Genomic DNA, 25349 nt, shown 5'->3' on the forward strand with positions numbered 1-25349 from the left:
CCGGGGGCGGCATCACGTCGCCGCTCGACGTCACGGTCGGCAACGACCGCGCGCGGACGATCACGCTGACGTCGGAGTACTCGTGGCTCTACAACCAGTACCCGTTCACGAACGACCCGGACGCCGGTGAGGGTCAGGGCGACGACGACGAGCACGGCCGCGCGAGGCGGCCGTCGTCGTGCGCGCGCGGGGGTGAGGGTGAGCGGGGTCCGCACGGGAGCGCCTCCTTGCGCAGCCGGGACGGCGCCGCGGGACGCGGGCCGGGTGGACACACCGTAGGGACCTGACAGAACGCCAGACAAGAGTTCATGAACTTCCGCAAGAACTTGCGCCTGACGCGCAATCGGCCGACATCGGCGCGGGGTCAGGCGTCGAGGTGACGGACCTGGTCCCACACGTCGGCCCATGAGCCGACGGGCCCGTCGCACACCCGGACGACCTGCCCCTGCTCCTCGTTGTCGACGTCGACGCCCGCGTCGATCCGGGCGACCTCGCGGCAACCCCGCAACCAGTCGGGCGTGACCCGGTAGCCGACGACGACCACCGGGCCGGTGCCCTCGGCGGGCGGTCCCCAGTCGCCGTAGCCGTTGTGCCCGCTGAACACGGGGACGCCGATGCCGGAGAGCTCGAGCGCACCGGCCTCGCCGTAGTTCGCGGTCAGGACCGCCTGCGCTCCGGAGTCGACGACGGACCGCTCGACGGTCGCGACGAACGCGGGCCAGCCGATCGTCTCGACCTGGTCCTCGGTGATCTCGGCGAAGACGGACCCGGCGAACGTCCGCTCCGGCAGCAGCGGGAGCGCCGCGGGCCACGCGACGAGCCCGGACAGGGCGACGACCGCGCCGACGCCGACGAGCTGGCGACGCGTGCGGTGCTCGGCGAGCCCGCAGGCCCCCGCGGCCACGAGCGCGGGCAGCAGGCCCAGCAGGTAGTACGCCTTGCCGCCCGTGACGAGGTACCCGACGAAGAGGGCGACGAACGCCCATGCCAGGACGCGGACGCGCGCGAGCTCCGGTGCGCGGAACAGCCGCACGACGCCGTAGACCCACACGGCCGCGGTGACCGGGCTGAGCAGCACGAGCACGAGGACGACGTAGCCGATCCGCTCGTCCGGCGTGAGGTACTCGGCGCGGATGTCCTCGGCGAGCACGAGCTGCGGCCACCCGTGCGCGGCCTGCCAGACGAGGTTGGGCACCCACAGCACGAGCGCGGTCCCGGCGCCCGCCCAGGCCCACGGCGACCGTAGGTGGTGCCGGACGGCGGGGGTCAGGGCGATGCCGAGCACGAGGGCGGCGAGCAGGAAGGCGACGAGGTGCTTGTTGTGCAGCGCGACGCCCGCGAGCGCCCCGACGGCGAGCCACAGCCGCGGTCGGTCACGCTGCAGGGTCACCGTCACGAGGTGGACGACGGCCGCCCCGCACAGCATGTCGGTCGTGGCGGTCGACAGGATGTGGCCGAGCAGTGCGGTCGCGACGCCCGTGCCGACGGCGACGGCGGTGAGGACCTGCGCGGACGTCCGGCCGCCGAGCTCGCGCGCGGTGAGCGCGGCGATCACCACGACGGCGGCGGCCATGATCGCGGGTGCGACGTGCAGGGCCGCGACCGAGCCGGGCGCGACGGTGTCGGCGAGCCGCGCGATCAGCGGGGTCAGCGCGGGCTGGTCGGGGTAGCCCCACGCGAGGCGTCGCCCGGCCGCGACGAAGTACAGCTCGTCGCGGTGCGGTCCGTACCGGCCGGCGACGGCCAGGAGCACCGCGAGCAGCCCGCCCGCGACGGCGAGCACGGGCAGCCAGGCCACGGGCGCACGACCGACGGGCGGCGGCGGTGTCCGTGCGGCCGCGGCGTCGGGCGGGTCGCTCTCCTGGGTCGTGCCCGGGGTGGGGGCGGCGTCGGCGGAGGCCACGACCGGGAGCGTAGCGACGCGTCCCGGGGGCCGACCAGGAGCGGCCGCAGGTCGCCGCCGCGCGCGGCGTGACCGGATCGCAACAAAAGGGGTGCCCCACATGCCCGATGTGAACGCTAACATCGCGCATGACCGAGGGGTCCGGTTCGCACCGAAGGTGCACACCGCCCTGCCCGGCAGTGCCGGGCGTGCACGACCGCGGTCCGGCCAGCGTCGGCCGGACCGGGGGTGAGGTGGGTTTCTCGAGGAGGAGAAGCATGGCCAGCACGACGTTCCACAAGCGCGCGATCACCGCCGGGCTCGCGGCCCTGGTGCTCGGCCTGTCGGCCTGCGCCGGCGGCGACGGCGACAGCGGCGGCGACGAGACCGCGGGCGGCGACGGTGGGGGCGACCTCATCTCCGTCGGCTTCGCGCAGGTCGGTGCCGAGTCCGGGTGGCGCACCGCCAACACGCAGTCCATCAAGGACGCGCTGACGAAGGAGGAGGGCTTCGACCTCAAGTTCTCGGACGCCCAGCAGAAGCAGGAGAACCAGATCCAGGCGATCCGGTCCTACATCGCGCAGGGCGTCGACTACATCGCCTTCTCGCCCGTCGTCGAGTCCGGCTGGGACGCCGTGCTCGAGGAGGCGAAGACGGCGAACATCCCCGTGATCCTCACCGACCGCGCGGTCGACACCGAGGACGAGTCGCTCTACGTGACGTTCATCGGCTCCGACTTCGTCGAGGAGGGCCGCCGGATCGGCACGTACGTGTCCGAGAACCTCGCGACCGAGCCGATCAAGGTCGTCGAGCTCCAGGGCACGACCGGCTCCGCCCCGGCCATCGACCGCAAGACCGGGTTCGAGGAGGCCACCGCGGACAACCCGAACGTCGAGATCATCGCGTCGCAGACGGGCAACTTCACGCGCGCCGAGGGCAAGACGGTCATGGAGGGCTTCCTCCAGGCGTACCCGGACATCGACGTCGTCTACGCGCACAACGACGACATGGGCCTCGGGGCGATCGAGGCGATCGAGGCCGCGGGCAAGGTCCCGGGCCAGGACATCAAGGTCGTGACGATCGACGGCGTCAAGGACGGCATGCAGGCGCTCGCCGACGGCAAGATCACCTACATCGTCGAGTGCAACCCGCTGCTCGGCCCCGACCTGGCCGAGATCATCAAGACGCTCGACTCGGGCGGCACGGTCGAGAAGCGCATCGTGACCAAGGACGAGGAGTTCGACCAGGCTGCGGCCCAGGAGGCGCTGCCGAACCGGCAGTACTGACCGACGTCCACCGCCCGCTCCCGGGACACGGCCCTGCCCGTGCCCCGGGAGCGGGTGCCGCTCGCCGGTACCGTGAAGAGGTACCGGCAGGTAGAGAGGTCGACGATGACCGACACCCAGACGGCGACGAGCACCGCGACGCTCGACGCGCCGCGCCCCGTCGTCACGATGACGGGGATCTCCATCGGCTTCCCGGGCGTCAAGGCGCTCGACGGCGTGGACTTCCGGCTGTTCCCCGGCGAGGTGCACGCCCTGATGGGCGAGAACGGCGCCGGCAAGTCCACGCTCATCAAGGCGCTGACCGGCGTCTACCAGGTCGACGCGGGGACGATCGAGGTCGACGGCGCGCCCGTCGCGTTCACCGGTCCCGCGCAGGCCCAGGCCGCGGGCATCAGCACCGTGTACCAGGAGGTCAACCTCTGCGAGAACCTCTCGGTCGCGGAGAACATCATGCTCGGCCACGAGGTCCGCCGGTTCGGCGTGGTCGACTGGCCCGCGACCCGCCGCGAGGCGCGCCGGCACCTCGCGACCCTCAACCTCGACGTCGACCCGCGCTCGCAGCTGTCGTCCCACAGCCTCGCGGTGCAGCAGCTCGTCGCGATCTCGCGCGCGATGGTCGTCGACGCGCGCGTGCTGATCCTCGACGAGCCCACGTCGAGCCTCGACGCCGACGAGGTCGCGCGCCTGTTCGACGTGGTGCGCGCGCTGCGCGACCGCGGCGTCGCGATCCTGTTCGTCTCGCACTTCCTCGAGCAGGTGTACGCGCTGTCCGACCGCATGACGGTCCTGCGCAACGGCACGCTCGTCGGGGAGTACCGCACGGCCGACCTGCCCCGGGTCGAGCTCGTGCAGAAGATGATCGGCCGGTCGCTCGAGGTGCTGGAACGCCTCGAGGAGGCCCCGAAGCCCGTGGTAGCCACGCGCGACGACACGCGCCCCTACCTGCAGGCGATCGGCCTGGGCCGCAAGGGCTCGATCGAGCCGTTCGACCTCGACGTGTACGCGGGCGAGGTCGTGGGCCTGGCCGGGCTGCTCGGGTCGGGCCGCACCGAGCTCGCGCGGCTGCTCTACGGCGCCGACCACGCCGATCACGGCGAGCTGCGCGTCGAGGACACCCCCGCGCGCCTGCGCACGCCGCGCGCCGCGCTCGCGCGCAAGATCGTCTACTCGTCGGAGAGCCGCAAGACCGAGGGCATCATCGCCGACCTCACGGTGCGCGAGAACATCGTCCTCGGCATCCAGGCGCAGCGCGGCTGGGTGCGGCGCGTGCCGAAGAAGAAGGCCGACGAGGTCGTCGACCGGTACATCGACGCGCTCGGCATCCGGCCCGCCAACCCGGACGCGCTCGCGGGCAACCTGTCGGGCGGCAACCAGCAGAAGGTGCTGCTGGCCCGGTGGCTCGCGACGCAGCCCAAGCTCCTGCTGCTCGACGAGCCGACACGCGGCATCGACGTCGGCGCGAAGGCCGAGATCCAGCGGCTCGTCGCCGACCTCGCGTCGCAGGGCATGGCGGTCGTGTTCATCTCCGCCGAGCTCGAGGAGGTCCTGCGCCTCTCGCACCGGATCGCGGTCCTGCGCGACCGTCGCAAGGTCGCCGAGCTCGTCAACACCGACGACGTGACGACGGACGACGTCGTCGACCTCATCGCCAGCGCCGGGACCACGGACGAGCCACCCGGCTCGCCGCCGGGGGACGAGGTCCAGGACGTCCAGCTCTTCGGGAAGGGGGACCGGGCATGAACGTCGTGCAGTCCGTCGTCCGGCACCGCCTGTTCTGGCCGATCGTCGCGCTCGTCGTGCTGGTCGTCGCGAGCACGCTCAAGTCGCCGACGTTCCTCGACATCACCGTCCGCGACGGGCACCTGTTCGGCGGGCCTGTCGACATCCTGCGCCGCAGCAGCGTCCTGCTGCTCGTGGCCCTCGGCATGACGCTCGTCATCGCGACGCGCGGCATCGACCTCTCGGTCGGCGCGGTCATGGCGATCGCGGGAGCCGTCGCGCTCACGCAGATCGCCGCGTCGCCCGACCCCGGCTCGCTCGCGACGGTCGCCGCCGCGATCGGGACCGCCCTGGTGATCGCGCTGCTCATCGGGCTGTTCAACGGGTTCCTGGTCGCCGTGGTGGGCATCCAGCCGATCATCGCGACGCTCGTGCTCATGACCGCCGGGCGCGGCATCGCGATGCTCATCACGGGCGGCAACATCACGACCGTCACGAGCCAGCCGTACAAGACGCTCGCGTCGGGGTACTGGCTGTCGCTGCCGGTCGCCGCGCTCATCGCGGGTGTCGTCTTCGCGGCGACCGCGCTGGTCACGCGCCGCACGGCGCTCGGCGTGCTCATCGAGTCCGTCGGCATCAACCCGTCGGCCAGCCGCCTCGCAGGCGTCCGCGCCCGCACGATCATCTGGACCGTCTACGTCGTGTGCGCGCTGTTCGCGTGCCTCGCCGGGTTCATCCGGTCCGCCGACACCATGGCGGCCGACGCGAACAACATCGGGCTGTTCATCGAGCTCGACGCGATCCTCGCGGTCGTCATCGGCGGCACGTCGCTCGCGGGCGGCAAGTTCTCGCTCACCGGCACGCTCGTCGGGACGCTCGTCATCACGACGCTCACGCTGTCGATCACCATCCTCGGCATCCCGGCCAACGCGGTGTCCCTGTTCAAGGCCCTCGTCGTCATCGCGGTCTGCCTGCTGCAGTCCCCGGTCGTGCAGCACAGGATGCGTGCCCGACGACGTCGCACGGCCCCCGTCCCGGTGGAGGTGCCGGCCTGATGTCCACCGACCAGCTCACCCGCCGCCTGCGCGGCCGCACGCCGTCCGCCGACACGACCGCACCGGCCCGCCGGTGGCGTCTCGACGACCGGTACCTGCCGGTCATCGGCACCGTCGTCGTGCTCGTCGTCATGCTCGTCGTCGCCGGGTCGCGCTACGAGAACTTCCTCACCGGGCGGGTCATGGCGAACCTGCTCATCAACAACTCGTTCCTCGTCGTCCTCGCGGTCGGCATGACGTTCGTGATCCTCACGGGCGGCATCGACCTGTCCGTCGGCGCGGTCGTCGCGCTGTCGAGCATCGTCGCCGCCTGGATGCTCACGAACGGCTGGGACGCGGTCGTCGCGATCCCGGCGGCGATCCTCACGGGCACGCTCATCGGGCTCGCGGTCGGCGTCATGGTGCACGTGTTCGAGATACAACCGTTCATCGCGACGCTCGCCGCGATGTTCCTCGCGCGCGGGCTCTGCTACCTCGTCGCGCCCGAGTCGATCCCGATCGCGGACCCGACGATCGTCGCGCTCGCCCGCACGCGCTGGGGGCCGGAGGACGGGTTCGTCCTCACGCCGTCGGGGCTCATCGCCCTGGTCGTCGTGGCCGTCGCGTTCGTGCTGCTCCACTACACCCGGTTCGGTCGCACGGTGTACGCGATCGGCGGCGGCGAGCAGTCGGCGCGGCTCATGGGTCTGCCCGTCGCGCGGACCAAGGTGCTGGTCTACGTCATCAGCGGGACGTGCGCCGGGCTCGGCGGGCTCCTGTTCGCGATCTTCTCCCGGTCCGGCTACGCGCTCACGGGCGTCGGCATGGAGCTCGACGCGATCGCGGCGGTCGTCATCGGCGGCACGCTCCTCACCGGCGGGTCCGGCTTCGTGCTCGGGTCGGTGCTGGGCGTGCTCGTGCTCGGCCTCATCCAGACGGCCATCACGTTCGAGGGCACGCTCTCGTCGTGGTGGACGAAGATCGTCATCGGCGGGCTGCTGCTCGTCTTCGTCGTCCTCCAGCGCCTGCTCGCGCTGCGACGCACCTGACGCACCCGGTCCGGCCCGCGGCGAGGCGCTCCGCCGCGGGCCGGACCGGCGTGCCCGCGGTAGCGGTGCGGCGGCCCTCCGGGGGCATGAGACACCCGTGCCGGGGTGTCGTCGCCGGTCGCTACCCTCGCGACCATGCCCGGCACCGACCTCATCGCCCAGCGCCTCGCGGTCGCGGGCTTCGACGACGTCACCGACGTCACGCCGCTCGACGGCGGCATGATCGCCGTCGCCGGGCTCGCGCAGCGGCGGTCGGGGACCCCGGTGTTCGCCAAGACGCTCGAGGCGGGCGCGGACGGCATGTTCGACGCCGAGGCGGAGGGCCTGCACGTCCTGCGGGAACGTGGCGGACTGCGGACGCCCGACGTCCTGCACGTCGCCCCCGACCTGCTCGTCCTCGAGGCGCTCGCGCCGCGCGTCGACACGACCGACCTGTGGGAGCGGCTGGCCCACGCGGTCGCCCACCTGCACACGTCGACGACCGGTACCCGGTTCGGCTGGCACCGCGACAACTTCCTCGGCCGCATGCGGCAGGACAACACGTGGGACGACGACGGGTTCGAGTTCTACGCCCGACGGCGCCTCCTGCGCTGGCTGCCCGAGCCGCGCGTGCAGGCCGCGTTCGACGAGCAGGACCGCCGCGCGCTCGAGCACCTCTGCGACCGGCTCACCGAGCTGCTCCCGCCCGCGCCACCGTGCCTCACGCACGGCGACTTCTGGTCGTCCAACGTCATCGCGACGCCCGACGGCGCCCCGGCGCTCATCGACCCCGCCGTGTCGATGACGTGGGCGGAGGTCGACATCGCGATGCTGTGGAGCGAGCCGCGGCCGCCCGAGTCCGACCGGTTCTTCGACGTGTACGCCGAGGTCGTCGGCCTCGACGCGGGCTGGAAGGACCGGATGCCGCTGCTGTTCCTGCGGCAGGAGCTCGCCCTGGTCGCGATGTTCGACCACGACTGGGGCGCCGCCGAGCGCGTCCGCGCGCTGCTCGCGCCGTACCGCCGCCGCCTCCCGTCCCGCGTCGCCCCGCCGTCCGGCGCCCCGGCCTCGCCTGCCGCAGCACCGTCCCCCGCCGCGGTACGGTCCGACGCGCCCACGTCCCCCGCCGGCACCCGCACGCACTGACCGCCACGCCCTTCCCGGAGAACCATGCCCCCGGTCTCGCTCGTCCTCTTCCCGGGACGCCACCACCTCGTCACCGCGTTCCAGGTCGGCTACCTGCGCTCCCTGCTCGACGGCCGCGAGGTCGACGACGCGGGCCGCCCGATCGACGTCGCCCCCGGCGCGGAGGTCGTCTGGGCGGTCACGTCCGCGACGCACACCGGGACGCGCCGCAACCCGCTGCCCGCGCACCGCCGGGAGTCGCTCGTCGAGCGCGTGAGCGTCGCCGCGGACCTGCCCTCGGTGGTCGCCCCGGTCGCCGACGTGCCGCCGTCGGCCCGCTTCGCGAGCACCGTGCTCGCGTCGGTCGAGCTCACGACCGGCCGTCGCCCGACGCCCGAGAACACGGTCGTCGCGTGCTCGACGCCCGAGGTCGCCGCGCTCTACGCCGCCGCCGGGTTCCGCGTCGCACCCGTCGAGGCCGGCACGACGCCCGCACCGTTGCGCCCGTGGGACGTGCTGGAGCTGCTCGTCGCGGGCGACCCGGCCTGGCGGGACCTCGCGCACCCGCAGACGGTCGCGTTCTACGACCGCTACCGACTCGCCGAGCAGATCCGGCTCATCCACACCGACCCGACCGTGGGCTCGGAGGGCGACCTCACCGAGACGCGCGACTACCGCACGTACACCGCGGCGTTCGACGACGCGTCGGACCGCAAGTGGGCGCAGGTCGCGCCGCACGTCGTGCCGGGCACGGTCGTCGACCTCGGCTGCGCCGCGGGCGGCCTGCTGGAGCGCGCAGCGCGCGACCCGCGGCTCGTCGAGTCGGACCTGTACGGCGTCGACGTCTCGCGGCACCTCGTCGCCGAGGCCGAGCACCGCAAGGCGCAGGGCGTCTTCGCGAACCCCAACGTGTTCTTCGCGCAGCGCAACCTGCTGCGGTCCTCGGTCTTCCCCGAGTCGTCGGTCAGCACCACGATCACGGTGGCCCTCACGCACGAGATCTCGTCCTACGGCGACGGCGTCGCGGACCTGCGCCTCCTCGCCGAGCGCATCTTCCGGCACACCGCCCCGGGCGGCGTCTGGATCAACAGCGACGTCCTCGGCCCCGACGACGGCGACCGCCTCGTCGACCTGGTCCTCGACGGCCCGGTGCGCCCCGACCACGCCGTCGCCGCCGACCTGTCGGGGCTCGCGCGGGGCGAGGTGCACGACCACGTCGACGCCCTCACGCCCGCCGAGCGGTTCGTGCAGTTCGCGCACGACTTCCCGGCGCTGTCGGGCGCCGACCTCGCGGTGAAGGGGCAGGTCACCGAGGCTGCGACCACGACCGTGACGCTCCCGCTGCGCGGCGCGATGGAGTTCCTCACGACGCGCGACTACGTCGACTCGTGGCTGTCCGAGTGCCACGCGCGGTTCTGCGACATGACGTGGGCCGACTGGGTGGACCTGCTCACGTCCGTCGGCTTCGAGGTCGCCGTCGGCTCGGCCCCGTGGACGAACGACTGGCTCGTCGAGAACCGCCTCTCGGTCGGCGCCGCGCTCCGCGACCCGGCCACGGGCGAGCCGGTCCCGTGGCCGGTCACGCACCTGCTCATGGTGGCCCGCAAGCCCCGCTGACCGTCGGGCTCGCCGGGGGCCTGTCAGGGCCGGGCCGCGAAGCGCTCCAGGAGCTCGGCGTGGCCGGACACGATGATGATGTCGTTCTGCGAGATGCGGGTCTCGGGCGTCGCGTAGACGAAGTCGATGCCCGGGCTCTTCACCCCGATGACGGTGACGCCGTAGCGCTCGCGGATGTTCGACTGCGCGAGCGTGAAGCCCTGCGTCTCCTTCGGCGGGCGCATCTTCACGACGGTGAACCCGTCCTCGACCTCGATGTAGTCGAGCAGCTTGCCGGAGACGAGGTGCGCGACGCGCGACCCGGCGTCGGCCTCGGGGAGGATCACGTGGTGCGCGCCGATGCGCTGCAGGATGCGCGCGTGCTCGGCCGAGATCGCCTTGGCCCAGATCTGCGGGATCCCCATGTCGACGAGGTTCCCGGCGATGAGCACGGACGCCTCGATGTAGGAGCCGACGCCCACGACGGCGACGGGGAAGTCGCGCGCGCCGAGCTGCTCGAGCGCCTCGGGGTTCGTCGCGTCGGCCTCCACGAGCGGCACGCGCCCGGCCCACTGGACGACGAGGTCGGGGTCGCGCTCGACCGCGAGCACGTCCTGCCCGAGCCGGTCGAGCGTGGCGGCGATCGCGGACCCGAACCGGCCGAGCCCGATGACGAGGACGCCCGCGTCCTTCTTCGACGCGCGTCCGGCGGTGCGGGCGGCGTCGCGGGCGGCGTCGCGCGAGGTGTCAGCCAATGATGGGCCTCTCTTCCGGGAGCCGGATGACCCGACGACGGTTGCGCAGCGCGAGCGCCGCCGCAAGCGTCATCGTGCCGGTCCGGCCGATGAACATGAGCACGGTGAGCACGTACTTCCCGGCGTCGGGCAGGTCCATCGTGATGCCCGTGGACAGGCCGCACGTGGCGAACGCCGAGATGGTCTCGAAGAGGATGACGTCGAGCGCCTCGCCCGTGATGGCGAGCAGCAGCAGCGACGCGACGAGCACGAACGTCGCGGAGATGAACGACACGGCGATCGCGACCTGCAGCGCCTCGCGCGGGATGCGCCGGCCGTAGGCCTCGACGTCCCGGTCGCCGCGCGCCTCGGCGACGATCGCGAGCAGCATGACCGCGAGCGTCGTGACCTTGATGCCGCCCGCGGTCGACGCGGACCCGCCGCCGACGAACATGAGCGCGTCCATGAGGAGCCAGGTGCCCTCGTGCATCTCCGCGATGTCGAACGTCGTGAACCCGCCCGAGCGTGGCATGACGCCCGCGAACAGCGACGCGAGGAACGTCGCGCTCGGGTCGAGCCCGCCGAACGTGTCGGGGTTGGTCCATTCGAACGCCGCGACGATGATCGACCCGAACACCACGAGCGCGACGCTCGTCGTCAGCGTGAGCTTGGAGTGCAGGTTCCAGCGGCGCGGTCGACGCAGGCTGCCGGCGATGTTGAGGATGACGGGGAAGCCGAGCGAGCCGACGAAGACGCCGATGATGATCGGCATCAGGACCCACCAGTCGGAGGCGTAGGGGAACAGCCCGTCCGGCGTCGGCACGAAGCCCGCGTTGTTGAACGACGACACCCCGTAGAAGATCGCGTGCCAGGCGGCCTCGCCCCACGACTCGTTGTACATGTGGAACCGCGGGAGCAGGACCAGCGCGATCGCGACCTCGAACGCGGTCGACGTGATGATGACCGTGTTGACGAGCGAGCCGACCTCGCCGAGGCGCGTGAACTTGGTCTCCGACGACACGAGCAGACGCTGCGTGAGGCCCAGGCGCCGGCTGACCGCGAGGCCGAGCAGCGACGCGAGCGTCATGACGCCCAGGCCGCCGATCTTGATCGCGACGAGGATGACGACGAGCCCCCACGTCGACCAGTACTCCCCGGTCGGCACCGTCACGAGGCCCGTCACGGTCGTCGCGGACGTCGCGGTGAACAGCGCGTCGGCGAACGGCGCGGGCCGGCCGGACGTCGTCGCCCACGGCGCGAGCAGCAGCAGCGTGATGACTGCGATGACCGACCCGAACACGCCGAGCGCGAGGCGTGCGGGCGACTGGCGCGCGGCGCGGTCGACGATCTCGCGCACGTGCCACCTCATGCCCGGCCCGCCCCGCGCCATCGAACCTCCGCCTCGTGCTCACCGGCGCCCGCCGGACTGGCCCATGCTGGCACGCCGGACGGCCCCGCTCGACACGTGCCCGCGCGCGCCCGCGGTGTCGCCCGGCGGGAGCCGCACGGAACCTGCGCCGGGCGGGTCGGATCGACACGGACGGGCGGCGGGTGCGACGGTGTCCGCATGACGTCGCGGGGGCTGCACCCACCCGTCCAGGCCCGGGTGGTGTGGTCCGCCGACATGCTCGCGTACGACTTCGGCCACGGGCACCCGATGACGTCGGAGCGCGTCGAGCTGACGATCCGCCTGGCCGAGGAGCTGGACCTGCTGGGTGGTCCCGAGGTCGACCTCGTCGACGCCCTGCCCGCGGACGACGCGCTCCTGCTCACCGTGCACGACCCGGAGTACGTCACGGCCGTCAGGGCGGCGTCGGACCACGGCGCGCGCGACCCAGTGCGCGGCCTCGGCACGACCGACGACCCCGTCTTCCCGCGCATGCACGAGGCCGCCGCGCGCGTCGTGACGGGCACCGTGGACTCGGCGCTCGCGGTGTGGGAGGGCCGCGCCGAGCACGCGGTCAACGTCACGGGCGGGCTGCACCACGCGATGCCCGGCGCGGCGTCCGGCTTCTGCGTGTACAACGACGCGGCGGTCGCGATCCGGTCGCTCCTCGCGGCGGGCGCGACGCGCGTCGCGTACGTCGACGTCGACGCGCACCACGGCGACGGCGTGCAGACGGTGTTCTGGGACGACCCGCGCGTCCTGACGATCTCGGTCCACGAGTCGGGGGCCGGGTTGTTCCCGGGCACGGGGTTCGCGCGGGAGATCGGTGGCGCCGACGCGATGGGCTCGGTCGCGAACGTCGCGCTGCCGGCGGGCACGGGTGACACGGGCTGGCTGCGCGCCATCGACGCCGTCGTCCCGGCGGCCGTGCGCGAGTTCCGGCCCGACGTCCTCGTCACGCAGCACGGCTGCGACTCGCACCTCATGGACCCCCTCACGCACCTGCGGGTCTCCATCGACGGTCAGCGTGCGGCCGCGGAGCTGATGCACGACCTGGCGCACGAGGTCGCGGGCGGCCGGTGGGTCGCGCTCGGCGGCGGCGGGTACGCGGTGCTCGACGTCGTGCCGCGGTCGTGGGCGCACCTGCTGGGCATCGCCGCGCACCGGCCCGTCGCGCCGGAGACCGACGTGCCGCTGTCGTGGCGCGAGCTCGTGCGCGACCGCTACGGCCGCCTCGGCCCGGAGCGCATGACGGACGGTCGGCCGGTGCGGCTGCGCCCGTGGTCGGGCGGGTACGACCCCGCCGACGACGTCGACCGCGCGATCCGCGCGACGCGCGCCGCCGTCTTCCCGTGCTGGGGACTCGACCCGGACCTCGACTGAGCCGGGAGCGCGGGTCGGCGCTGGGCCGACCGGGTGGGGACCGGACGGGGGAGTCCCATCCGTCTCCTCTTTCACACCAGTCCCAGCCGGCACTATCGTGGTCCGGCACCCGAGGGGGGAAGCGCGAGAGCCCGGCGCGTGGCCGAGCAGGACGAGAGAGCCGAGCCGATGAGCGACCAGCCGGGCCGCACGCGATTCCTCACCGTGGTCGAGGTCGCCGACGTCATGCGCGTCTCCAAGATGACCGTCTATCGGTTGCTGCACTCGGGTGAGCTGCCCGCGGTCCGCGTCGGCCGTTCGTTCCGTGTCCCGCAGGACGCGCTCGACCACTACCTCCGCACGGCGCGTGTCGAGCCCGGGCAGCAGGACGAGGGTCGCCTGTCGTCCTGACGCAGCGGGCGGTCTCGGACGGCGCGTCGCGGCGAGGGCCGTCGATCGCGTAAGGTAGGCACTCGGACTTTCCCGTGCGTGGGCTCGCGGCCTCTGGCCGATGGACGGCACCGCGCGTCGATCGACCACCAGCAGGGCCCGTGCCGGGCCCACACCCGGAAGCGAGTTGAGGACCCATGGGCTCCGTCATCAAGAAGCGCCGCAAGCGGATGGCCAAGAAGAAGCACCGCAAGCTGCTGCGCAAGACGCGTCACCAGCGTCGCAACAAGAAGTGACCCCTCGTCGCCGTCGCCCCGCTCGGGCGGCGTCGACGTCACCGGCCTGACGGCCGGACATCCTCGGGCCCGGCACGTGCCGGGCCCGACGTGTTCCCGCACCCGTCCGCTGCCCCGTGCCCGATGGCCCGGAGCCTCGTGTCGTACAACGATGTACGATTGCGCTCGCGCAGGTGTCGCAGGTGACAGCGCGCGTCGCTCTGCCACTATCGGTGAGGCGAGGTCCGGGAGCGGCGGGTCCACGGGAGGCACGCATGAGCAGGCGCACGGGTGCGGTGACGATGCACGACGTCGCCGCACGGGCGGGCGTGTCGATCAAGACCGTCTCCAACGTCCTCAACGGCTACCAGTACATCCGGCCCGCGACCAAGGAGAAGGTCGAGACCGCGATCGCCGACCTCGGCTACCAGGTCAACCTCACCGCCCGGAACCTGCGTCGCGGCCGCACCGGCCTCATCGGGCTCGCCGTGCCCGAGCTCTCGCTGCCCTACTTCGCCGAGCTCGCCGACTCCGTCATCCGCGCCGCCGAGGCCCGCGGGCTCACCGTCCTCATCGAGCAGACGGGGTCGGTGCGCGACCGCGAGCTCGAGGTCCTCACCGGCCAGCGCCGCCACCTCACCGACGGGCTGATCTTCTCCCCGCTCGAGCTCGGCCCGCAGGACGTCGACGCGCTCGACGTCGACTACCCGATGGTCCTGCTCGGCGAGCGCATCTTCGGCGGCCCCGCCGACCACGTGACGATGAGCAACGTCGACGGCGCGAAGGCCGCCGTCCGGCACCTGCTCGACCAGGGCCGGCGCCGGATCGCCGTCATCGGCGCGCACGAGGGCGAGACCGTCGGCTCCGCAGCGCTGCGCATGCAGGGGTACCGCGAGGCGCTCGAGGACGCCGGGCTCGACGTCGACCCGGCGCTCGTCGGCGAGGCCGGGCTGTGGCACCGCGCGACCGGCGCCGAGGCGATGCACCGCCTGCTCGACTCGGGCGTCGAGATCGACGCCGTCTTCGGGCTCAACGACGCCCTCGCGCTCGGCGCCCTGCACGCGCTGCACGCCCGCCGCGTCGACGTGCCGGAGCAGATCGCCGTCATCGGCTGGGACGACATCGAGGAGACGGCGTACTCGTCGCCCACGCTGTCGACCGTCTCGCCCGGACGCGAGCAGATCGCCCGGACCGCCGTCGACCTGCTGCTCGCGCGCATCGACGACCCCGACTCCGGGCGCCCGTACGAGCGCGTGATCGCCGACTTCACGATCGTCGGCCGCGAGTCGACCCTCGGCGACGCCGCTCCCGCGACCCCGCCGCTCGGCGCGAGCGCGATCGCCGCCGGCTGACCTCTCGAGCCGCAGGGCTCCGACGTCCCGTCGCGACCCTCGAGACGTCACGAGTGACGGTCATCTGCGTATGTCGACCGTCGACCTGGGATCCCACATCAGAACCGCGGCGTCTCCTCGTGAGGACCGCCCATGAGCGTCCTCGAAGTCAGGCCAGCGGGCCGTAGAGGTCCGCCGCGGCGGGGACGCCGTCCGGGTCGAGCGCGTCGAGCAGCGGCAGGACGCGGCGCTCCTCGAAGCGGAAGTGCGACTCCATGATCGCGGCGACGCCCTCGAGGTGCCGCGCGCGCTCGTCGGCGTCGGCGCCCGAGCGGATCGCCTCCCGCAGCGAGCCGAGCAGGTGGTCGATCATGCGGTGGTCCTGGCGGAGGTGGGCGACGACGGGCGCCAGGTCCGGGTGCGCCCGGAGCAGCAGAGGGAAGAGGGTGTCGTCCTCGCTGCGGTGGTGGCCGTCGAGCGCCGCGCAGAAGCCCCAGCAGTACAGAAGGGGGTCGCGGGCCGGGTCGGCGTCCGGGCCCTCGGGGTCGGCGTCCGCGTCGAGCGCGAGGTCGAGCGCCGCGCGCAGGCGTCGGTGGACCTCGCGGAGCTCGTCGGCGAGCGCGCGGGCGCGGTCCGGGTCAGGGGTGGGTGTGGTGATGGCGTCGTCTCTCGTCCGGGCGCCTGGCGTGCCTGACGCAGCCCGTCACCGGCACGCGACGCGTGAGCGACCCTAGCCCGGTGGGCCCGTCGGCCGGAAGGTCGGACGGGGCGCGCCGGCGCGGGACCTGCCGGCGGACGGGCCCGCTGGGCGGGGACCGCGTCGGGCGCGGTGCGACGCCCGCCCGGCGGCACGGTCAGGCGGAGCGGGTGTCCAGCGCGCCCAGGCGGCGGTCGACGAGCCAGCCGCCCGCCAGCAGCGGCAGCGCGACACCGACGAGCGGCCCGAGCACGGGCAGCGCGAGCACGGACACCGCGACGGCCGCGACGACGACGAGGACCGCCGCGCTCGTGCCGGGTGAGAGCAGCGGGAACAACGCGACGAACCGCCAGGCCCGACGGGCGGGCTCGTCGTAGCGGCGCGCGACCGCGACGAGCGTGAGCAGCGCGACGGCGAACCACGCGCCGAGCGCGAGCACCCCCGCGGCGAGCACGGCGGCCGCCGGACCGTCGACGAACCGGACGACGGCCGTGTCGGCGTACAGCAGCGCGCCGACGGGCCAGGCGGGTGCGCCGAGCAGGTTCGAGCGCCGCCAGCCCGCGCGGTAGGCGGACCAGAAGTCGCGCCAGAGCTGGTCCGACGGTCGCCCGTCGGCGAGGCGGGCGAGCAGGCGGCCGCCCGCGTCGAGCGCCGGGAACGCGCCGAGGAGGACGAGCCCGGCGAGCGTGCCGAGCAGGACGAGCGCGTTGACGCCGACGACGTGCGTCGCGACGCGCAGGACGCCCATGACGCGACCCGCCCAGCCGCCGACCTCGCCGGCGGGGGCGTCGACGGGGTCGGCGGTCGCGCGCGTCGGGGCGGCGCCGTCCCGCGCGAGCGCGGTGAGCGCGCGGCGGGCCTCGGCGTCGCGGTCGTCGACGGGCACGGCGGTCGTCATGCCGTCCGGGTCCCGAACAGCGTGCGGCCGCTGTCGTCGGTCGCGGTGAACGACAGGGCCGACCGGTCGCGCACGGCGTCCCACGACGGGAAGACGACGACGTGGAGCGGGGCGTCGGCCGGTCCGGCCAGGGGCCAGGTGCCGACGAACCGGCCGGACCCGAGCGCCCGGACACCTGCGAGCTCGGAGGGCGTGACGTCGACGACGTGCGACGCGGTGACGCCGCTCGCGGCGGTCTGCTCGAACGTCACGACCTCCCACGTCCCGACCAGGTCGGCCGTGTCGGACGGCCACGTCGACTCGTCGGTCGACTCCGCGGGACCGGCCCACGGCTGAGGCGACACGAGCGGCCAGCCGTCGTCGGTCCAGACGAGCCGGCGGACCTGCACCTCGTGCCGCGTCGGGTCGTCGCCGTCGCGGACGTGGTGCACGAGCAGCTGGACGTCGCCGTCGGTGAGCACCGACGCGTGCCCGGGCGCGAGCCACGTGCGGCCGCCGTCGAACCGGTGACCCGCGAGGACCGGCGTCCCGACCGTCGCGGGGTCGGCGTCGAGGTCGCGCAGGTCCCGGCCCGCGCGGTCGACGTACGGCCCGGTGACCGACGACGAGACCCCGACGCGCACGTGGTAGGTCGAGAACAGCGAGTCGTACGAGACGACGAGAGCCCACCCTCCGCCGGGGCGGGGCAGGACGAATGCGCCCTCGATCGCCCCCTCGACGGACCGCGGACGGCGTGCGACGAGCCAGCCCGGACCCCACGCCGGGCGGCCGGGGCCGGGGGAGTCGAGCGCCCCGCCGGTCGCGGGGTCGAGCTCGAGGACGTGGATCCCGCCGAAGAACGACCCGTACACCAGCCAGTGGTGCGAGCCGTCCACGACGACGTTCGCGTCGATCGCGTTGGGCCCGTCGGCGTCGTGCCGCGACGTGACGACCAGACCGCGGTCCTCCCAGGGGCCGGACGGGTGCGGCGCGACGGCCAGGCCGATCGCCGACGTCCGGGACCCGAACGTCGACGCCGACCAGTACATGCGCCACTCGTCGCCGACCCGCACGACCTCGGGCGCCCACAGGCCCTCGGCGCCGGTCCAGGCGGCGCCCTCGGACGGCACGCCGGGCAGCGCCCAGCCGTGGAACTCCCACGTCACGAGGTCCGTGGACCGCCGGACCTGCACGCCCGCGCGGACCGGCCCCTCGCTGTACGCGTCGGTCGAGAACAGCCAGTACGTGCCGTCGTCGTCGCGGACCGCGGTCGGGTCGTGCGCGTGCCGCCCGCCCCACGTGCTGGTGTCGAGGGCCGCCGGGTCCACACCCGGCTCCAGGAGCGTCACGGGTCAGCCCTTCGTGCCGGTGAGCGCGACGGACTCGATGATCTGCCGCTGGAAGATGAGGAAGACGACGAGGATCGGCAGCAGCGCCACGAACGACGCCGCCATGATCAGCGGGTAGTCGCGCTGGGTCGCGAACTCGACGTTGAGGTTGGCGATGACGACCTGCAGCGTCTGCCGCTCGGGGGTGTTCAGGTAGAGGATCGGCGCGAGGTAGTCGTTCCAGATCGTCATGAACCAGAGGATGAACTGCGCGGCGATGGCCGGCCGGATCATCGGCAGGATCATGATGCGGAAGATCTGCGGGTAGGACGCGCCGTCGATCTTCGCGGCCTCGATCATCGAGTTCGGCACGGACTCGAGGTACTGCCGCAGGAAGAAGATCATGATGATGTTGCCGAACAGCAGCGGCACGATCAGCGGCAGCAGGGTGTCGACCCAGTGCAGCCGGGAGAACATGACGAACTGCGGGATCATGATCGTCGGGTAGGGCACCATCAGGCCCGACAGCAGGACGATGAAGATCGCGTTCTTGTACGGCAGCCGCAGCTTCGCGAGCGCGAACGCGGCGAGCGCGGAGGTGAACGAGCCGACGACCGTGACCGTGCCGGCGACGATCAGGCTGTTCATGAAGCCCGACAGGATCGGCGCCTCGGTCCACATCCGGACGTAGGTGTCCCACTGCGGCGCGTCGGGGATCCAGACGGGCGGCAGCGCGAAGACCTCGGCCTTCGTCTTGAGCGACGTCGAGAGCATCCAGACGAGCGGCGCGAGCATCGCGGCCGAGCCGAGGACGAGGACGACGAACGTGATCGCGTCGGCCGTGCGGCGCGAGCGCGTGCGGCTGGTCGGGGTGCGACCCTCCGGCTTCGCGGGCGTGGCGTGGCGGGCGAGCCGGGGCAGGGTGGTCTGAGTCATGGCGTGTCTCCTGCCCTCAGTCGATGGCGAAGCTGTTGCGCCGGTTGAGGCGGAACTGGACGAGGGTGATGACGAGGACGAGGATCCCCAGCACGATCGACATGGCCGTCGCGTAGCCCATCTGCTGGTACTTGAACGCCTTGCGGACGATGTACCAGACGACGGACGCGGAGCTGAACTCGGGGCCGCCGGTGGGGGTCATGATGTTGATCTCGGTGAAGATCTGCGATCCCGCGATGACGTTCGTGACGACGAGGAAGAACGTCACGGGGCGGACCATCGGCATGATGATCGACCGGAACCGCTGGAACGCGTTCGCGCCGTCGAGCGCCGCGGCCTCCAGCAGCGACGCGGGCACCGACTGGATCGCGGCCAGGTAGAGCAGCGTCGAGTACCCCAGGCCCTTCCAGATCGCCATGATGATGATCGCGGGCTTCACGGTGGCGGTGTTCTGCAGCCAGTCCGGGCCCTGGATCCCGAACCACGCGAGCACCTGGTTCACGAGGCCGAAGTCGCCGTTGTAGGCGAACTGCCACACGATCGCGATCGCCGCGAGCGACGAGATGACAGGCACGTAGTAGATGGTGCGGAACGCGGTCCGGCCGGGGATCCTCCGGTTGAGCGCGAGGGCCAGCAGCAGCGACAGCGCGAGGCCGATCGGGATGCCGATCATGTAGAAGAACGTGTTGAACAGCGCCTTGTGGAAGTACTCGTCCGAGATCAGGTCGACGTAGTTCTCCAGCCCGACGAACCGCATCGGGCCCAGGCCGTTCCAGCTCGTCAGCGACGCGTACACCGCGAAGCCGATCGGGTACAGCGTGAACAGCAGGTAGCCGATCACGGGGGCGGCCACGAACAGCGCGGCCCACCGGTGCTCGGTGCGGTGCAGGCGCAGGATGTCGCGCTTCGAGCGCGTCGCGGGTGCGGGGGAGGCGGCGGTCGTGCCGGGCGCCTCGGGCGGGGTGTCGACGGTCGCGGTGCGCGGCATCCCAGGCTCCTTCTCGTTCCGGGTGTCCCCGCCGCCCGGCGGAGCGGCGTCGGGCGGCGGGGACGGGTGGGGCAGGGTCAGCCGGCCTGCTCGGCGTTCGCGATGGACTCGTCGAGGAGCGTCTGCATCTTCGGCTGCACCTCGGCCAGGTAGTCGGCGGCCGTCTGCTTGCCGTCGAGCACGGGCTGGATGTTCGTCCAGAGCTCGTCGTACCACTCGGCGCCGTACGTGAACGCGGCGGGCATGGCACGGCCGTAGTCCTGCGCGATGTCCAGGAACTCCTGGCGGTTCGCGGGCTCGGCGCCCTCCTCGGCGGCCCACTCCTGGGCGACGTCGATGAGGTTGGGGATCTGGATGTTCGCGTCGACCAGCGTCTGCTGCGCCTCGGGGTCCGCGCTCAGGTAGGTCACGAGCTTCGCGGCGTCGTCGGGGTGCTTCGACGTCGCGGAGACGCCGATGCCGAGCGAGCCGATCCACGTGGCGGGGCCGGCGTCACCGACGGTCGGCCAGGGGATCAGGTCGTAGTCGAAGTCCAGGTCGTTGTAGACCGAGACGTCCCACGGGCCGACCGGGAAGAACGCGATCTCACCGGCCATCCAGCGCTGGTAGGTGTCCAGCGTGGCGGCGTCGGACGCCGACGGCGTGACCTTGTCGACGTTCGTGAGGTCCGCGAACTTCTGCAGCGCCTCGGCGAACTCGGGCGTGTCGACGGTGACCTTGGTGTGGTCCTCGTTGGTCCAGTCGCCGCCGTTGCTCCACACCATCGACTGCAGGTTCCACTGCACGTTGAGGCCGGTGCCCCACTGGTCGAGCGTGCCGTCGCCGTTCTTGTCGACCGTGAGCTGCTTGCTGATGTCGACGAACTGGTCCCACGTGAGCGGGGTGTCCTTGTCGGGCAGCGGGATGCCCGCCGCCTCGAGCATCGTCTTGTTGTAGCCGAACGAGAACGGGCCGATGTCCTTCGGCAGCCCGTAGATCGCACCGTCGGGGGTGCCCTGGACCTCGCCGTCGAAGCGGTAGGAGTTGACGCCGTACTCCCAGATGTTGGAGAGGTCGACGTCGCTGTTCTCCACCTGGTCGGTGATGTCGAGGAGCACGCCGGAGGCGACGTAGGACTGCAGGCTGGCCTGCTCGATGTAGAAGACGTCCGGCACGTTGTTGCCGGCCACGGCGGCCTGCAGCTTCGTCGCGTACTGGTCGGCGTCGGTGACGATGACCTTGACCTTGGTGCCGGTGTCCTCGGTGTACTTCGCGATGGCGGCCTCGTAGGCGGCCTTCTCGTCCGGGCCCCCACGGAACATGAACGTGATGGTCTTGTCGCCGCTGTCACCGCCGGCGTCGCCGCCCCCGCTGCACGCCGTCAGCGCGAGGGTCCCGGCCACGGTGAACGCCGCCGCGGCGAGGAGCTTCCTCCTGGTGGTCATCTGCCTGCCTCCCGTTTCCCGGTGGATCGGTGAGGTCGTTGCCGTCGTCGGGACCGCGTCCGCCGGTGGGCGGGGCGCCGGAGCGGCTGCGGTCCGTCGTGGTCGTCGTTGACCTCTGTCTGCCTGGATCGACGTCGTCTCGTACAACGTTGATCTACAACGTTGCACAACATGGCACGACGATCCGCCATCGGTCAAGCCACGAACCGGTCACGGTCGGGCGCGGGCCGCGCGATTCGGTCGCGCGCGCTGTTTGACGGCGTGCCCGGTCGATGTGCACACTGCCGTCTACAACGATGTAGAACAGTCGACCACAGGAGCTCGCATGTTCCCCGTCCGCCTCACCCTCGACCCGGCCTTCACCGTCGGTCCCGTCCGCCGGCGCACCTTCGGGTCGTTCGTCGAGCACCTGGGCCGCTGCGTCTACACGGGCATCCACGACCCCGCGCACCCCACGGCAGACGCCGACGGCTTCCGCAAGGACGTCCTCGAGCTCACGCGCGAGCTCGGCGTCTCCACCGTGCGCTACCCGGGCGGCAACTTCGTCTCGGGGTACCGGTGGGAGGACGGTGTCGGCCCCGTCGAGCAGCGGCCCGCGCGCCTCGACCCGGCCTGGCACTCCCTCGAGCCCAACACCGTCGGCGTCGACGAGTTCATGCGCTGGGCGGCGCTCGCGGAGGTCGAGCCGATGATGGCCGTCAACCTCGGCACGCGCGGTGTGCAGGAGGCGCTCGACCTGCTCGACTACTGCAACGGCACCGCCCCGACGTACTGGGCTGACCAGCGCCGGGCCAACGGCGCTGCCGACCCGTACAAGGTCACGATGTGGTGCCTCGGCAACGAGATGGACGGGCCCTGGCAGATCGGGTCCAAGACCGCGCACGAGTACGGGCGCCTCGCCGCCGAGACCGGCCGGGCGATGAAGATGGTCGACCCGACGCTCGAGCTCGTCGCGTGCGGGTCGTCGGGCGTCGTCATGCCGACGTTCGGCGAGTGGGAGCGCATCGTGCTCTCCGAGGCGTACGAGCAGGTCGACTACGTCTCCGCCCACGCGTACTACTGGGAGGAGGACGGCGACCTCGGCTCGTTCCTCGCGTCCGCCACCGACATGGACCACTTCGTCGAGTCGGTCACGGCGACCGCCGACGCCGTCCGCGCGCACAAGAAGGTGTCCAAGCGCATCCACATCTCGTTCGACGAGTGGAACGTCTGGTACCAGAAGCGTGCCGAGTCCAAGCCGCCGACCGGCGACGACTGGCCCGTCGCGCCCGTCCTGCTCGAGGACCGCTACAACGTGGCCGACGCGGTCGTCGTCGGGAACCTGCTCATCTCGCTGCTGCGGCACACCGACCGCGTGCACGCCGCGTCGCTCGCGCAGCTCGTCAACGTCATCGCGCCCATCATGACCGAGCCCGGCGGCCGGTCCTGGAAGCAGACGATCTTCCACCCCTTCGCGCAGGCGTCCCGGTACGCCGCGGGCGACGTGCTGCAGGTCGCGATCGAGGCCCCGACGTACGAGACCGCCCGCTACGGCGACGCCGCGCTCGTCGACGCCGTCGCCACGCGCGACCCCGAGACCGGCGCGACCACGCTGTTCGCCGTCAACCGGTCGCTCACCGAGCCCGCGCTGCTCGAGGTCGACGCGCGGTCGCTGCCCGGCCTGCGCGTGCTCGACGCGTCCACCCTGTCCAACCCCGACCACACGTGGACCGCGACCGCCGACGACGACACGTCCGTCGCGCCGCGCGCCAACACGACCGCCGAGATCCGCGACGGGCGCCTGGTCGTGCAGGTGCCGCCCGTGTCGTGGAACGTCGTCCGCCTGGGCGCCTGACGTGCCGGATGCGCCTGAGGCCGCGTCGTCGGCGGGCCCGTCGTCCGCGGGCTCACCGACCGCCACCGGCACCGCCGCGACCTCGACCGGTCCCGGCGAGGGCGCGGCGGGTGGGCGCCGGCGCGGGCTCGGTCCGGTGACCACGCTCGTCGTCGGGGCGCTGCTGGTCGGCGGCGGTCTGGCCTGGTGGCTGTGGCCCGACCCCGCCGTCGCGGCGACCGACCTCGAGCCGTCCGGCGACGTCCGCGCGCACGACCCGGCGCTCGTGGTCGGCGACGAGGGCGAGCCCTGGTACGTGTTCAGCACGGGCGACGTGCGGCAGGGTCTCGGCGCACCGCAGGTCCGCCGCTCGCTCGACGAGGGTCGTACCTGGGAGGACGTCGGCACCGTGTGGGACGCGTCGACCCGGCCCGACTGGGCCTACGAGGCCGTCCCGGGCGTGCAGAACTTCTGGGCGCCCGAGGTGCTCGAGCACGACGGCACCTGGTACCTCTACTACTCCGCGTCGACGTTCGGCTCGAACCGCTCCGCGATCGGCCTGACGACGAACTCGACGCTCGACCCCGACGACCCGGACTACGCGTGGGTCGACCAGGGCCTCGTGTGGGCGTCGACGCCGGGGGAGACCGACTACAACGCGATCGACCCCGGCGTGCTCGTCGACGACGACGGCCGCGGCTGGATGGCGTTCGGGTCGTTCTGGGGCGGGATCCAGCTCGTCGAGCTGTCCTTCCCGTCGGGCATGCCCGTCGACCGGTCCGCAGAGCCGGTGACGCTCGCCTCGCGCACGGGCGCGCCGAACCCCGTCGAGGCGCCGTACCTCGTGCACCGCGACGGCTGGTACTACCTGTTCTTCTCGCGCGACTTCTGCTGCCGCGGCACCGACTCCACGTACAACATCGCGGTCGGGCGCTCGCGCTCGGTGACCGGGCCGTACGTCGACCGGGACGGCACCGACCTCGTCGACGACGGCGGCACGCCGCTGCTCGCGACGACCGGCGACATGGTCGGACCGGGCGGGCAGTCGGTCTCGGGCGGGGTGCTGGCCTTCCACTGGTACGACGCGGCCGCCGGTGGCGAGATCACGCTCGGCCTGCGCGAGCTCGGCTGGGACGACGAGGGCTGGCCCGTCGCGACCACCCGCGCGGAGCAGGGCGCGGCGCCGGCGGGCTGAGGTCGCCGCGACGCGCGTGCGCCCGGAGCCGGGAGGTGGCCGCCGGTGCGCACGCCCGTCGCCGGTCGTGTCAGTGGTGGTGCGCGTGCCGGCCCAGGGAGGTCACGGGCGTCGCCCCCGGGCGTGTCCACTGCGGAGTCGGGCGGCTCGCGTCCCAGTCCTGCCGGCCGTCGGCCGTCGTGCGCCAGTACCAGCAGGGCCCGTTCCCCTCGGGCCAGCCGTCGGGCGTGTCCTGCCAGGCCTCGCGCCGCCCGTACGGGGTCAGGTCGAGCAGCGCGAACGCCGGGTTCGCGACCTCGGTGCCGCGGCCCGTCGTCGTGTACGTGAGGAAGACGCGGTCGCCGTCACGCAGGAAGCACGTGATCCGGCCCATGTCCTCGCCGACCGGCCACGCGACCCCGCGCACCGAGTACCAGGGCTCGGTGTAGCCCATGAACTCCAGGTACGGCGGGACCTCGTCCCACGGCCCCTCGGTGAGGACCGCGAAGGCGACGCCGCGCGCCCGCAGGTAGACCGAGTCGCGCAGCGCCCACGCCGAGACCGTGCAGCCCTCGCACTGCCCCTGGAAGGGCGCGCCGTCGTGCCACATGTGCTGGTACACGAGCAGCTCGTCGCGGCCCTGGAACAGGTCGACGAACGGCACCGGACCGTCCGCGCCCACCACCTCGACCGTCCCGTCGATCTCGACCATCGGCAGCCGTCGGCGCTCCGCGGCGAGCGCGTCGGCCGCGTGCGTGTGCGCCTTCTCGCGGAGCAGCAGCGCGTCCCGCGCCGACTGCCAGGTCGCGAGGTCGACGACGGGCGGGCGGCCCGCGCCGGTCGTCGTGGTGGTGTCCTGCGAGGTGCTCGTCATGGCGTCTCCCGTCGTGCGCTGCCGCCGGGCGCTGCCGTCCGGCGAGGTCGTCAGGAGGGAGGACCGGCGGCGGCGCGCGAACTCATCGG

Annotated in this window: 23 protein-coding genes; 13 read left to right on the top strand and 10 right to left on the bottom strand. The window is 72.7% G+C overall.

Annotated elements, in window-relative coordinates; all coding sequences use genetic code 11:
* Nucleotides 1-287, top strand: a 287-nt coding sequence (locus OMK64_RS11605; protein WP_272728540.1) for a carbohydrate-binding protein, incomplete at its 5' end; no start/stop codon positions are given.
* Nucleotides 288-364: 77 nt separating this feature from the next.
* On the opposite strand, the gene OMK64_RS11610 is transcribed toward OMK64_RS11605, so the two are convergent.
* The gene (locus OMK64_RS11610) at nt 365-1903 is read right to left on the bottom strand and encodes a glycosyltransferase family 39 protein (protein ID WP_272728541.1); all 1539 of its coding nucleotides are present in this window, start codon (nt 1901-1903) and stop codon (nt 365-367) included.
* Between the two features lie 257 nt (nt 1904-2160).
* On the opposite strand from OMK64_RS11610, the gene OMK64_RS11615 reads away from it, so the two are divergent.
* The 6 genes from OMK64_RS11615 (at nt 2161) to OMK64_RS11640 (ending at nt 9691) form a co-directional block, all read left to right on the top strand.
* Nucleotides 2161-3168: an ABC transporter substrate-binding protein gene (locus tag OMK64_RS11615; protein ID WP_272728542.1), complete on the top strand. Its 1008-nt coding sequence runs from the start codon at nt 2161-2163 to the stop codon at nt 3166-3168.
* Nucleotides 3169-3273: 105 nt separating this feature from the next.
* Entirely contained in the window at nt 3274-4908 is a 1635-nt protein-coding gene (locus OMK64_RS11620; RefSeq protein ID WP_272728543.1) for a sugar ABC transporter ATP-binding protein, read from the top strand.
* Nucleotides 4905-5942, top strand: coding sequence for an ABC transporter permease (locus OMK64_RS11625; RefSeq protein ID WP_272728544.1), 1038 nt, complete (start codon nt 4905-4907; stop codon nt 5940-5942). The genes OMK64_RS11620 and OMK64_RS11625 overlap by 4 nt, the downstream gene beginning before the upstream one ends.
* Nucleotides 5942-6970 carry a galactofuranose ABC transporter, permease protein YjfF gene (gene yjfF, locus OMK64_RS11630; RefSeq protein ID WP_272728545.1) on the top strand — a complete coding sequence of 343 codons (1029 nt, stop codon included), beginning with the start codon at nt 5942-5944 and terminating at the stop codon, nt 6968-6970. Before OMK64_RS11625 ends, yjfF begins: the two co-directional genes overlap by 1 nt.
* 135 nt (nt 6971-7105) lie before the next feature.
* Nucleotides 7106-8095 carry a fructosamine kinase family protein gene (locus OMK64_RS11635; RefSeq protein WP_272728546.1) on the top strand — a complete coding sequence of 330 codons (990 nt, stop codon included), beginning with the start codon at nt 7106-7108 and terminating at the stop codon, nt 8093-8095.
* Nucleotides 8096-8119: 24 nt separating this feature from the next.
* Nucleotides 8120-9691: a class I SAM-dependent methyltransferase gene (locus OMK64_RS11640; protein WP_272728547.1), complete on the top strand. Its 1572-nt coding sequence runs from the start codon at nt 8120-8122 to the stop codon at nt 9689-9691.
* Nucleotides 9692-9714: 23 nt separating this feature from the next.
* On the opposite strand, the gene OMK64_RS11645 is transcribed toward OMK64_RS11640, so the two are convergent.
* Entirely contained in the window at nt 9715-10425 is a 711-nt protein-coding gene (locus OMK64_RS11645) for a potassium channel family protein (protein WP_272728548.1), read from the bottom strand.
* On the bottom strand, nt 10418-11794 hold the full coding sequence (locus tag OMK64_RS11650) for a TrkH family potassium uptake protein (protein ID WP_272728549.1): 1377 nt from the start codon (nt 11792-11794) through the stop codon (nt 10418-10420). Before OMK64_RS11650 ends, OMK64_RS11645 begins: the two co-directional genes overlap by 8 nt.
* Nucleotides 11795-11971: 177 nt before the next feature.
* Here OMK64_RS11650 and OMK64_RS11655 point away from each other — a divergent pair, with 177 nt between their 5' ends.
* The 4 genes from OMK64_RS11655 to OMK64_RS11670 all read left to right on the top strand — a co-directional run bounded on the left by OMK64_RS11655 (nt 11972) and on the right by OMK64_RS11670 (nt 15170).
* Nucleotides 11972-13174: an acetoin utilization protein AcuC gene (locus OMK64_RS11655; protein WP_272728550.1), complete on the top strand. Its 1203-nt coding sequence runs from the start codon at nt 11972-11974 to the stop codon at nt 13172-13174.
* 168 nt (nt 13175-13342) lie between these two features.
* On the top strand, nt 13343-13564 hold the full coding sequence (locus tag OMK64_RS11660; protein WP_272728551.1) for a helix-turn-helix domain-containing protein: 222 nt from the start codon (nt 13343-13345) through the stop codon (nt 13562-13564).
* Nucleotides 13565-13740: 176 nt separating this feature from the next.
* Nucleotides 13741-13839 carry a 30S ribosomal protein bS22 gene (locus tag OMK64_RS11665; RefSeq protein WP_003792170.1) on the top strand — a complete coding sequence of 33 codons (99 nt, stop codon included), beginning with the start codon at nt 13741-13743 and terminating at the stop codon, nt 13837-13839.
* A gap of 254 nt (nt 13840-14093) precedes the next feature.
* Complete coding sequence (locus tag OMK64_RS11670; RefSeq protein ID WP_272728552.1) at nt 14094-15170, top strand: LacI family DNA-binding transcriptional regulator; 1077 nt, start codon at nt 14094-14096, stop codon at nt 15168-15170.
* Between the two features lie 148 nt (nt 15171-15318).
* Here OMK64_RS11670 and OMK64_RS11675 read toward each other — a convergent pair whose 3' ends face one another.
* From OMK64_RS11675 to OMK64_RS11700, 6 genes are all read right to left on the bottom strand, one after another.
* A complete protein-coding gene (locus tag OMK64_RS11675) occupies nt 15319-15807 on the bottom strand; it encodes a hemerythrin domain-containing protein (protein ID WP_308201783.1) in 489 nt (162 codons plus the stop codon).
* A 196-nt stretch (nt 15808-16003) separates the two neighbouring features.
* Nucleotides 16004-16744 carry a YesL family protein gene (locus OMK64_RS11680; RefSeq protein WP_272728553.1) on the bottom strand — a complete coding sequence of 247 codons (741 nt, stop codon included), beginning with the start codon at nt 16742-16744 and terminating at the stop codon, nt 16004-16006.
* Entirely contained in the window at nt 16741-18072 is a 1332-nt protein-coding gene (locus OMK64_RS11685; protein ID WP_272728554.1) for an arabinan endo-1,5-alpha-L-arabinosidase, read from the bottom strand. The genes OMK64_RS11680 and OMK64_RS11685 overlap by 4 nt, the downstream gene beginning before the upstream one ends.
* A 3-nt stretch (nt 18073-18075) precedes the next feature.
* Nucleotides 18076-18987 (bottom strand): carbohydrate ABC transporter permease, encoded by a 912-nt coding sequence (locus OMK64_RS11690; protein ID WP_272728555.1) that lies wholly within the window; start codon nt 18985-18987, stop codon nt 18076-18078.
* Between the two features lie 16 nt (nt 18988-19003).
* Nucleotides 19004-19975 (bottom strand): carbohydrate ABC transporter permease, encoded by a 972-nt coding sequence (locus OMK64_RS11695; protein ID WP_272728556.1) that lies wholly within the window; start codon nt 19973-19975, stop codon nt 19004-19006.
* Between the two features lie 77 nt (nt 19976-20052).
* Entirely contained in the window at nt 20053-21399 is a 1347-nt protein-coding gene (locus OMK64_RS11700; protein ID WP_272728557.1) for an ABC transporter substrate-binding protein, read from the bottom strand.
* A 325-nt stretch (nt 21400-21724) separates the two neighbouring features.
* On the opposite strand from OMK64_RS11700, the gene arfA reads away from it, so the two are divergent.
* Nucleotides 21725-23233 carry an arabinosylfuranosidase ArfA gene (gene arfA / locus OMK64_RS11705; protein WP_272728558.1) on the top strand — a complete coding sequence of 503 codons (1509 nt, stop codon included), beginning with the start codon at nt 21725-21727 and terminating at the stop codon, nt 23231-23233.
* 136 nt (nt 23234-23369) lie between these two features.
* Nucleotides 23370-24407, top strand: coding sequence for an arabinan endo-1,5-alpha-L-arabinosidase (locus OMK64_RS11710; protein ID WP_272728559.1), 1038 nt, complete (start codon nt 23370-23372; stop codon nt 24405-24407).
* 70 nt (nt 24408-24477) lie between these two features.
* Here the strand turns inward: OMK64_RS11710 and OMK64_RS11715 are convergent, their stop codons facing one another.
* Nucleotides 24478-25260, bottom strand: coding sequence for a DUF899 family protein (locus OMK64_RS11715; RefSeq protein ID WP_272728560.1), 783 nt, complete (start codon nt 25258-25260; stop codon nt 24478-24480).
* Nucleotides 25261-25349 lie beyond the last annotated feature (89 nt).

The sequence above is a fragment of the Cellulomonas fimi genome (assembly GCF_028527925.1).
In the GTDB taxonomy this organism is placed as follows: domain Bacteria; phylum Actinomycetota; class Actinomycetes; order Actinomycetales; family Cellulomonadaceae; genus Cellulomonas; species Cellulomonas fimi_C.

What these genes read in the sequence shown, in the direction of transcription:
- OMK64_RS11615 (WP_272728542.1), top strand. Translation starts at nt 2,161, where the DNA reads ATGGCCAGCACGACGTTCCACAAGCGCGCGATCACCGCCGGGCTCGCG.
- OMK64_RS11620 (WP_272728543.1), top strand. Translation starts at nt 3,274, where the DNA reads ATGACCGACACCCAGACGGCGACGAGCACCGCGACGCTCGACGCGCCG.
- OMK64_RS11625 (WP_272728544.1), top strand. Translation starts at nt 4,905, where the DNA reads ATGAACGTCGTGCAGTCCGTCGTCCGGCACCGCCTGTTCTGGCCGATC.
- yjfF (WP_272728545.1), top strand. Translation starts at nt 5,942, where the DNA reads ATGTCCACCGACCAGCTCACCCGCCGCCTGCGCGGCCGCACGCCGTCC.
- OMK64_RS11635 (WP_272728546.1), top strand. Translation starts at nt 7,106, where the DNA reads ATGCCCGGCACCGACCTCATCGCCCAGCGCCTCGCGGTCGCGGGCTTC.
- OMK64_RS11640 (WP_272728547.1), top strand. Translation starts at nt 8,120, where the DNA reads ATGCCCCCGGTCTCGCTCGTCCTCTTCCCGGGACGCCACCACCTCGTC.
- OMK64_RS11650 (WP_272728549.1), bottom strand. Translation starts at nt 11,794, where the DNA reads ATGGCGCGGGGCGGGCCGGGCATGAGGTGGCACGTGCGCGAGATCGTC.
- OMK64_RS11655 (WP_272728550.1), top strand. Translation starts at nt 11,972, where the DNA reads ATGACGTCGCGGGGGCTGCACCCACCCGTCCAGGCCCGGGTGGTGTGG.
- OMK64_RS11660 (WP_272728551.1), top strand. Translation starts at nt 13,343, where the DNA reads ATGAGCGACCAGCCGGGCCGCACGCGATTCCTCACCGTGGTCGAGGTC.
- OMK64_RS11665 (WP_003792170.1), top strand. Translation starts at nt 13,741, where the DNA reads ATGGGCTCCGTCATCAAGAAGCGCCGCAAGCGGATGGCCAAGAAGAAG.
- OMK64_RS11670 (WP_272728552.1), top strand. Translation starts at nt 14,094, where the DNA reads ATGAGCAGGCGCACGGGTGCGGTGACGATGCACGACGTCGCCGCACGG.
- OMK64_RS11680 (WP_272728553.1), bottom strand. Translation starts at nt 16,744, where the DNA reads ATGACGACCGCCGTGCCCGTCGACGACCGCGACGCCGAGGCCCGCCGC.
- OMK64_RS11690 (WP_272728555.1), bottom strand. Translation starts at nt 18,987, where the DNA reads ATGACTCAGACCACCCTGCCCCGGCTCGCCCGCCACGCCACGCCCGCG.
- OMK64_RS11695 (WP_272728556.1), bottom strand. Translation starts at nt 19,975, where the DNA reads ATGCCGCGCACCGCGACCGTCGACACCCCGCCCGAGGCGCCCGGCACG.
- OMK64_RS11700 (WP_272728557.1), bottom strand. Translation starts at nt 21,399, where the DNA reads ATGACCACCAGGAGGAAGCTCCTCGCCGCGGCGGCGTTCACCGTGGCC.
- arfA (WP_272728558.1), top strand. Translation starts at nt 21,725, where the DNA reads ATGTTCCCCGTCCGCCTCACCCTCGACCCGGCCTTCACCGTCGGTCCC.
- OMK64_RS11715 (WP_272728560.1), bottom strand. Translation starts at nt 25,260, where the DNA reads ATGACGAGCACCTCGCAGGACACCACCACGACGACCGGCGCGGGCCGC.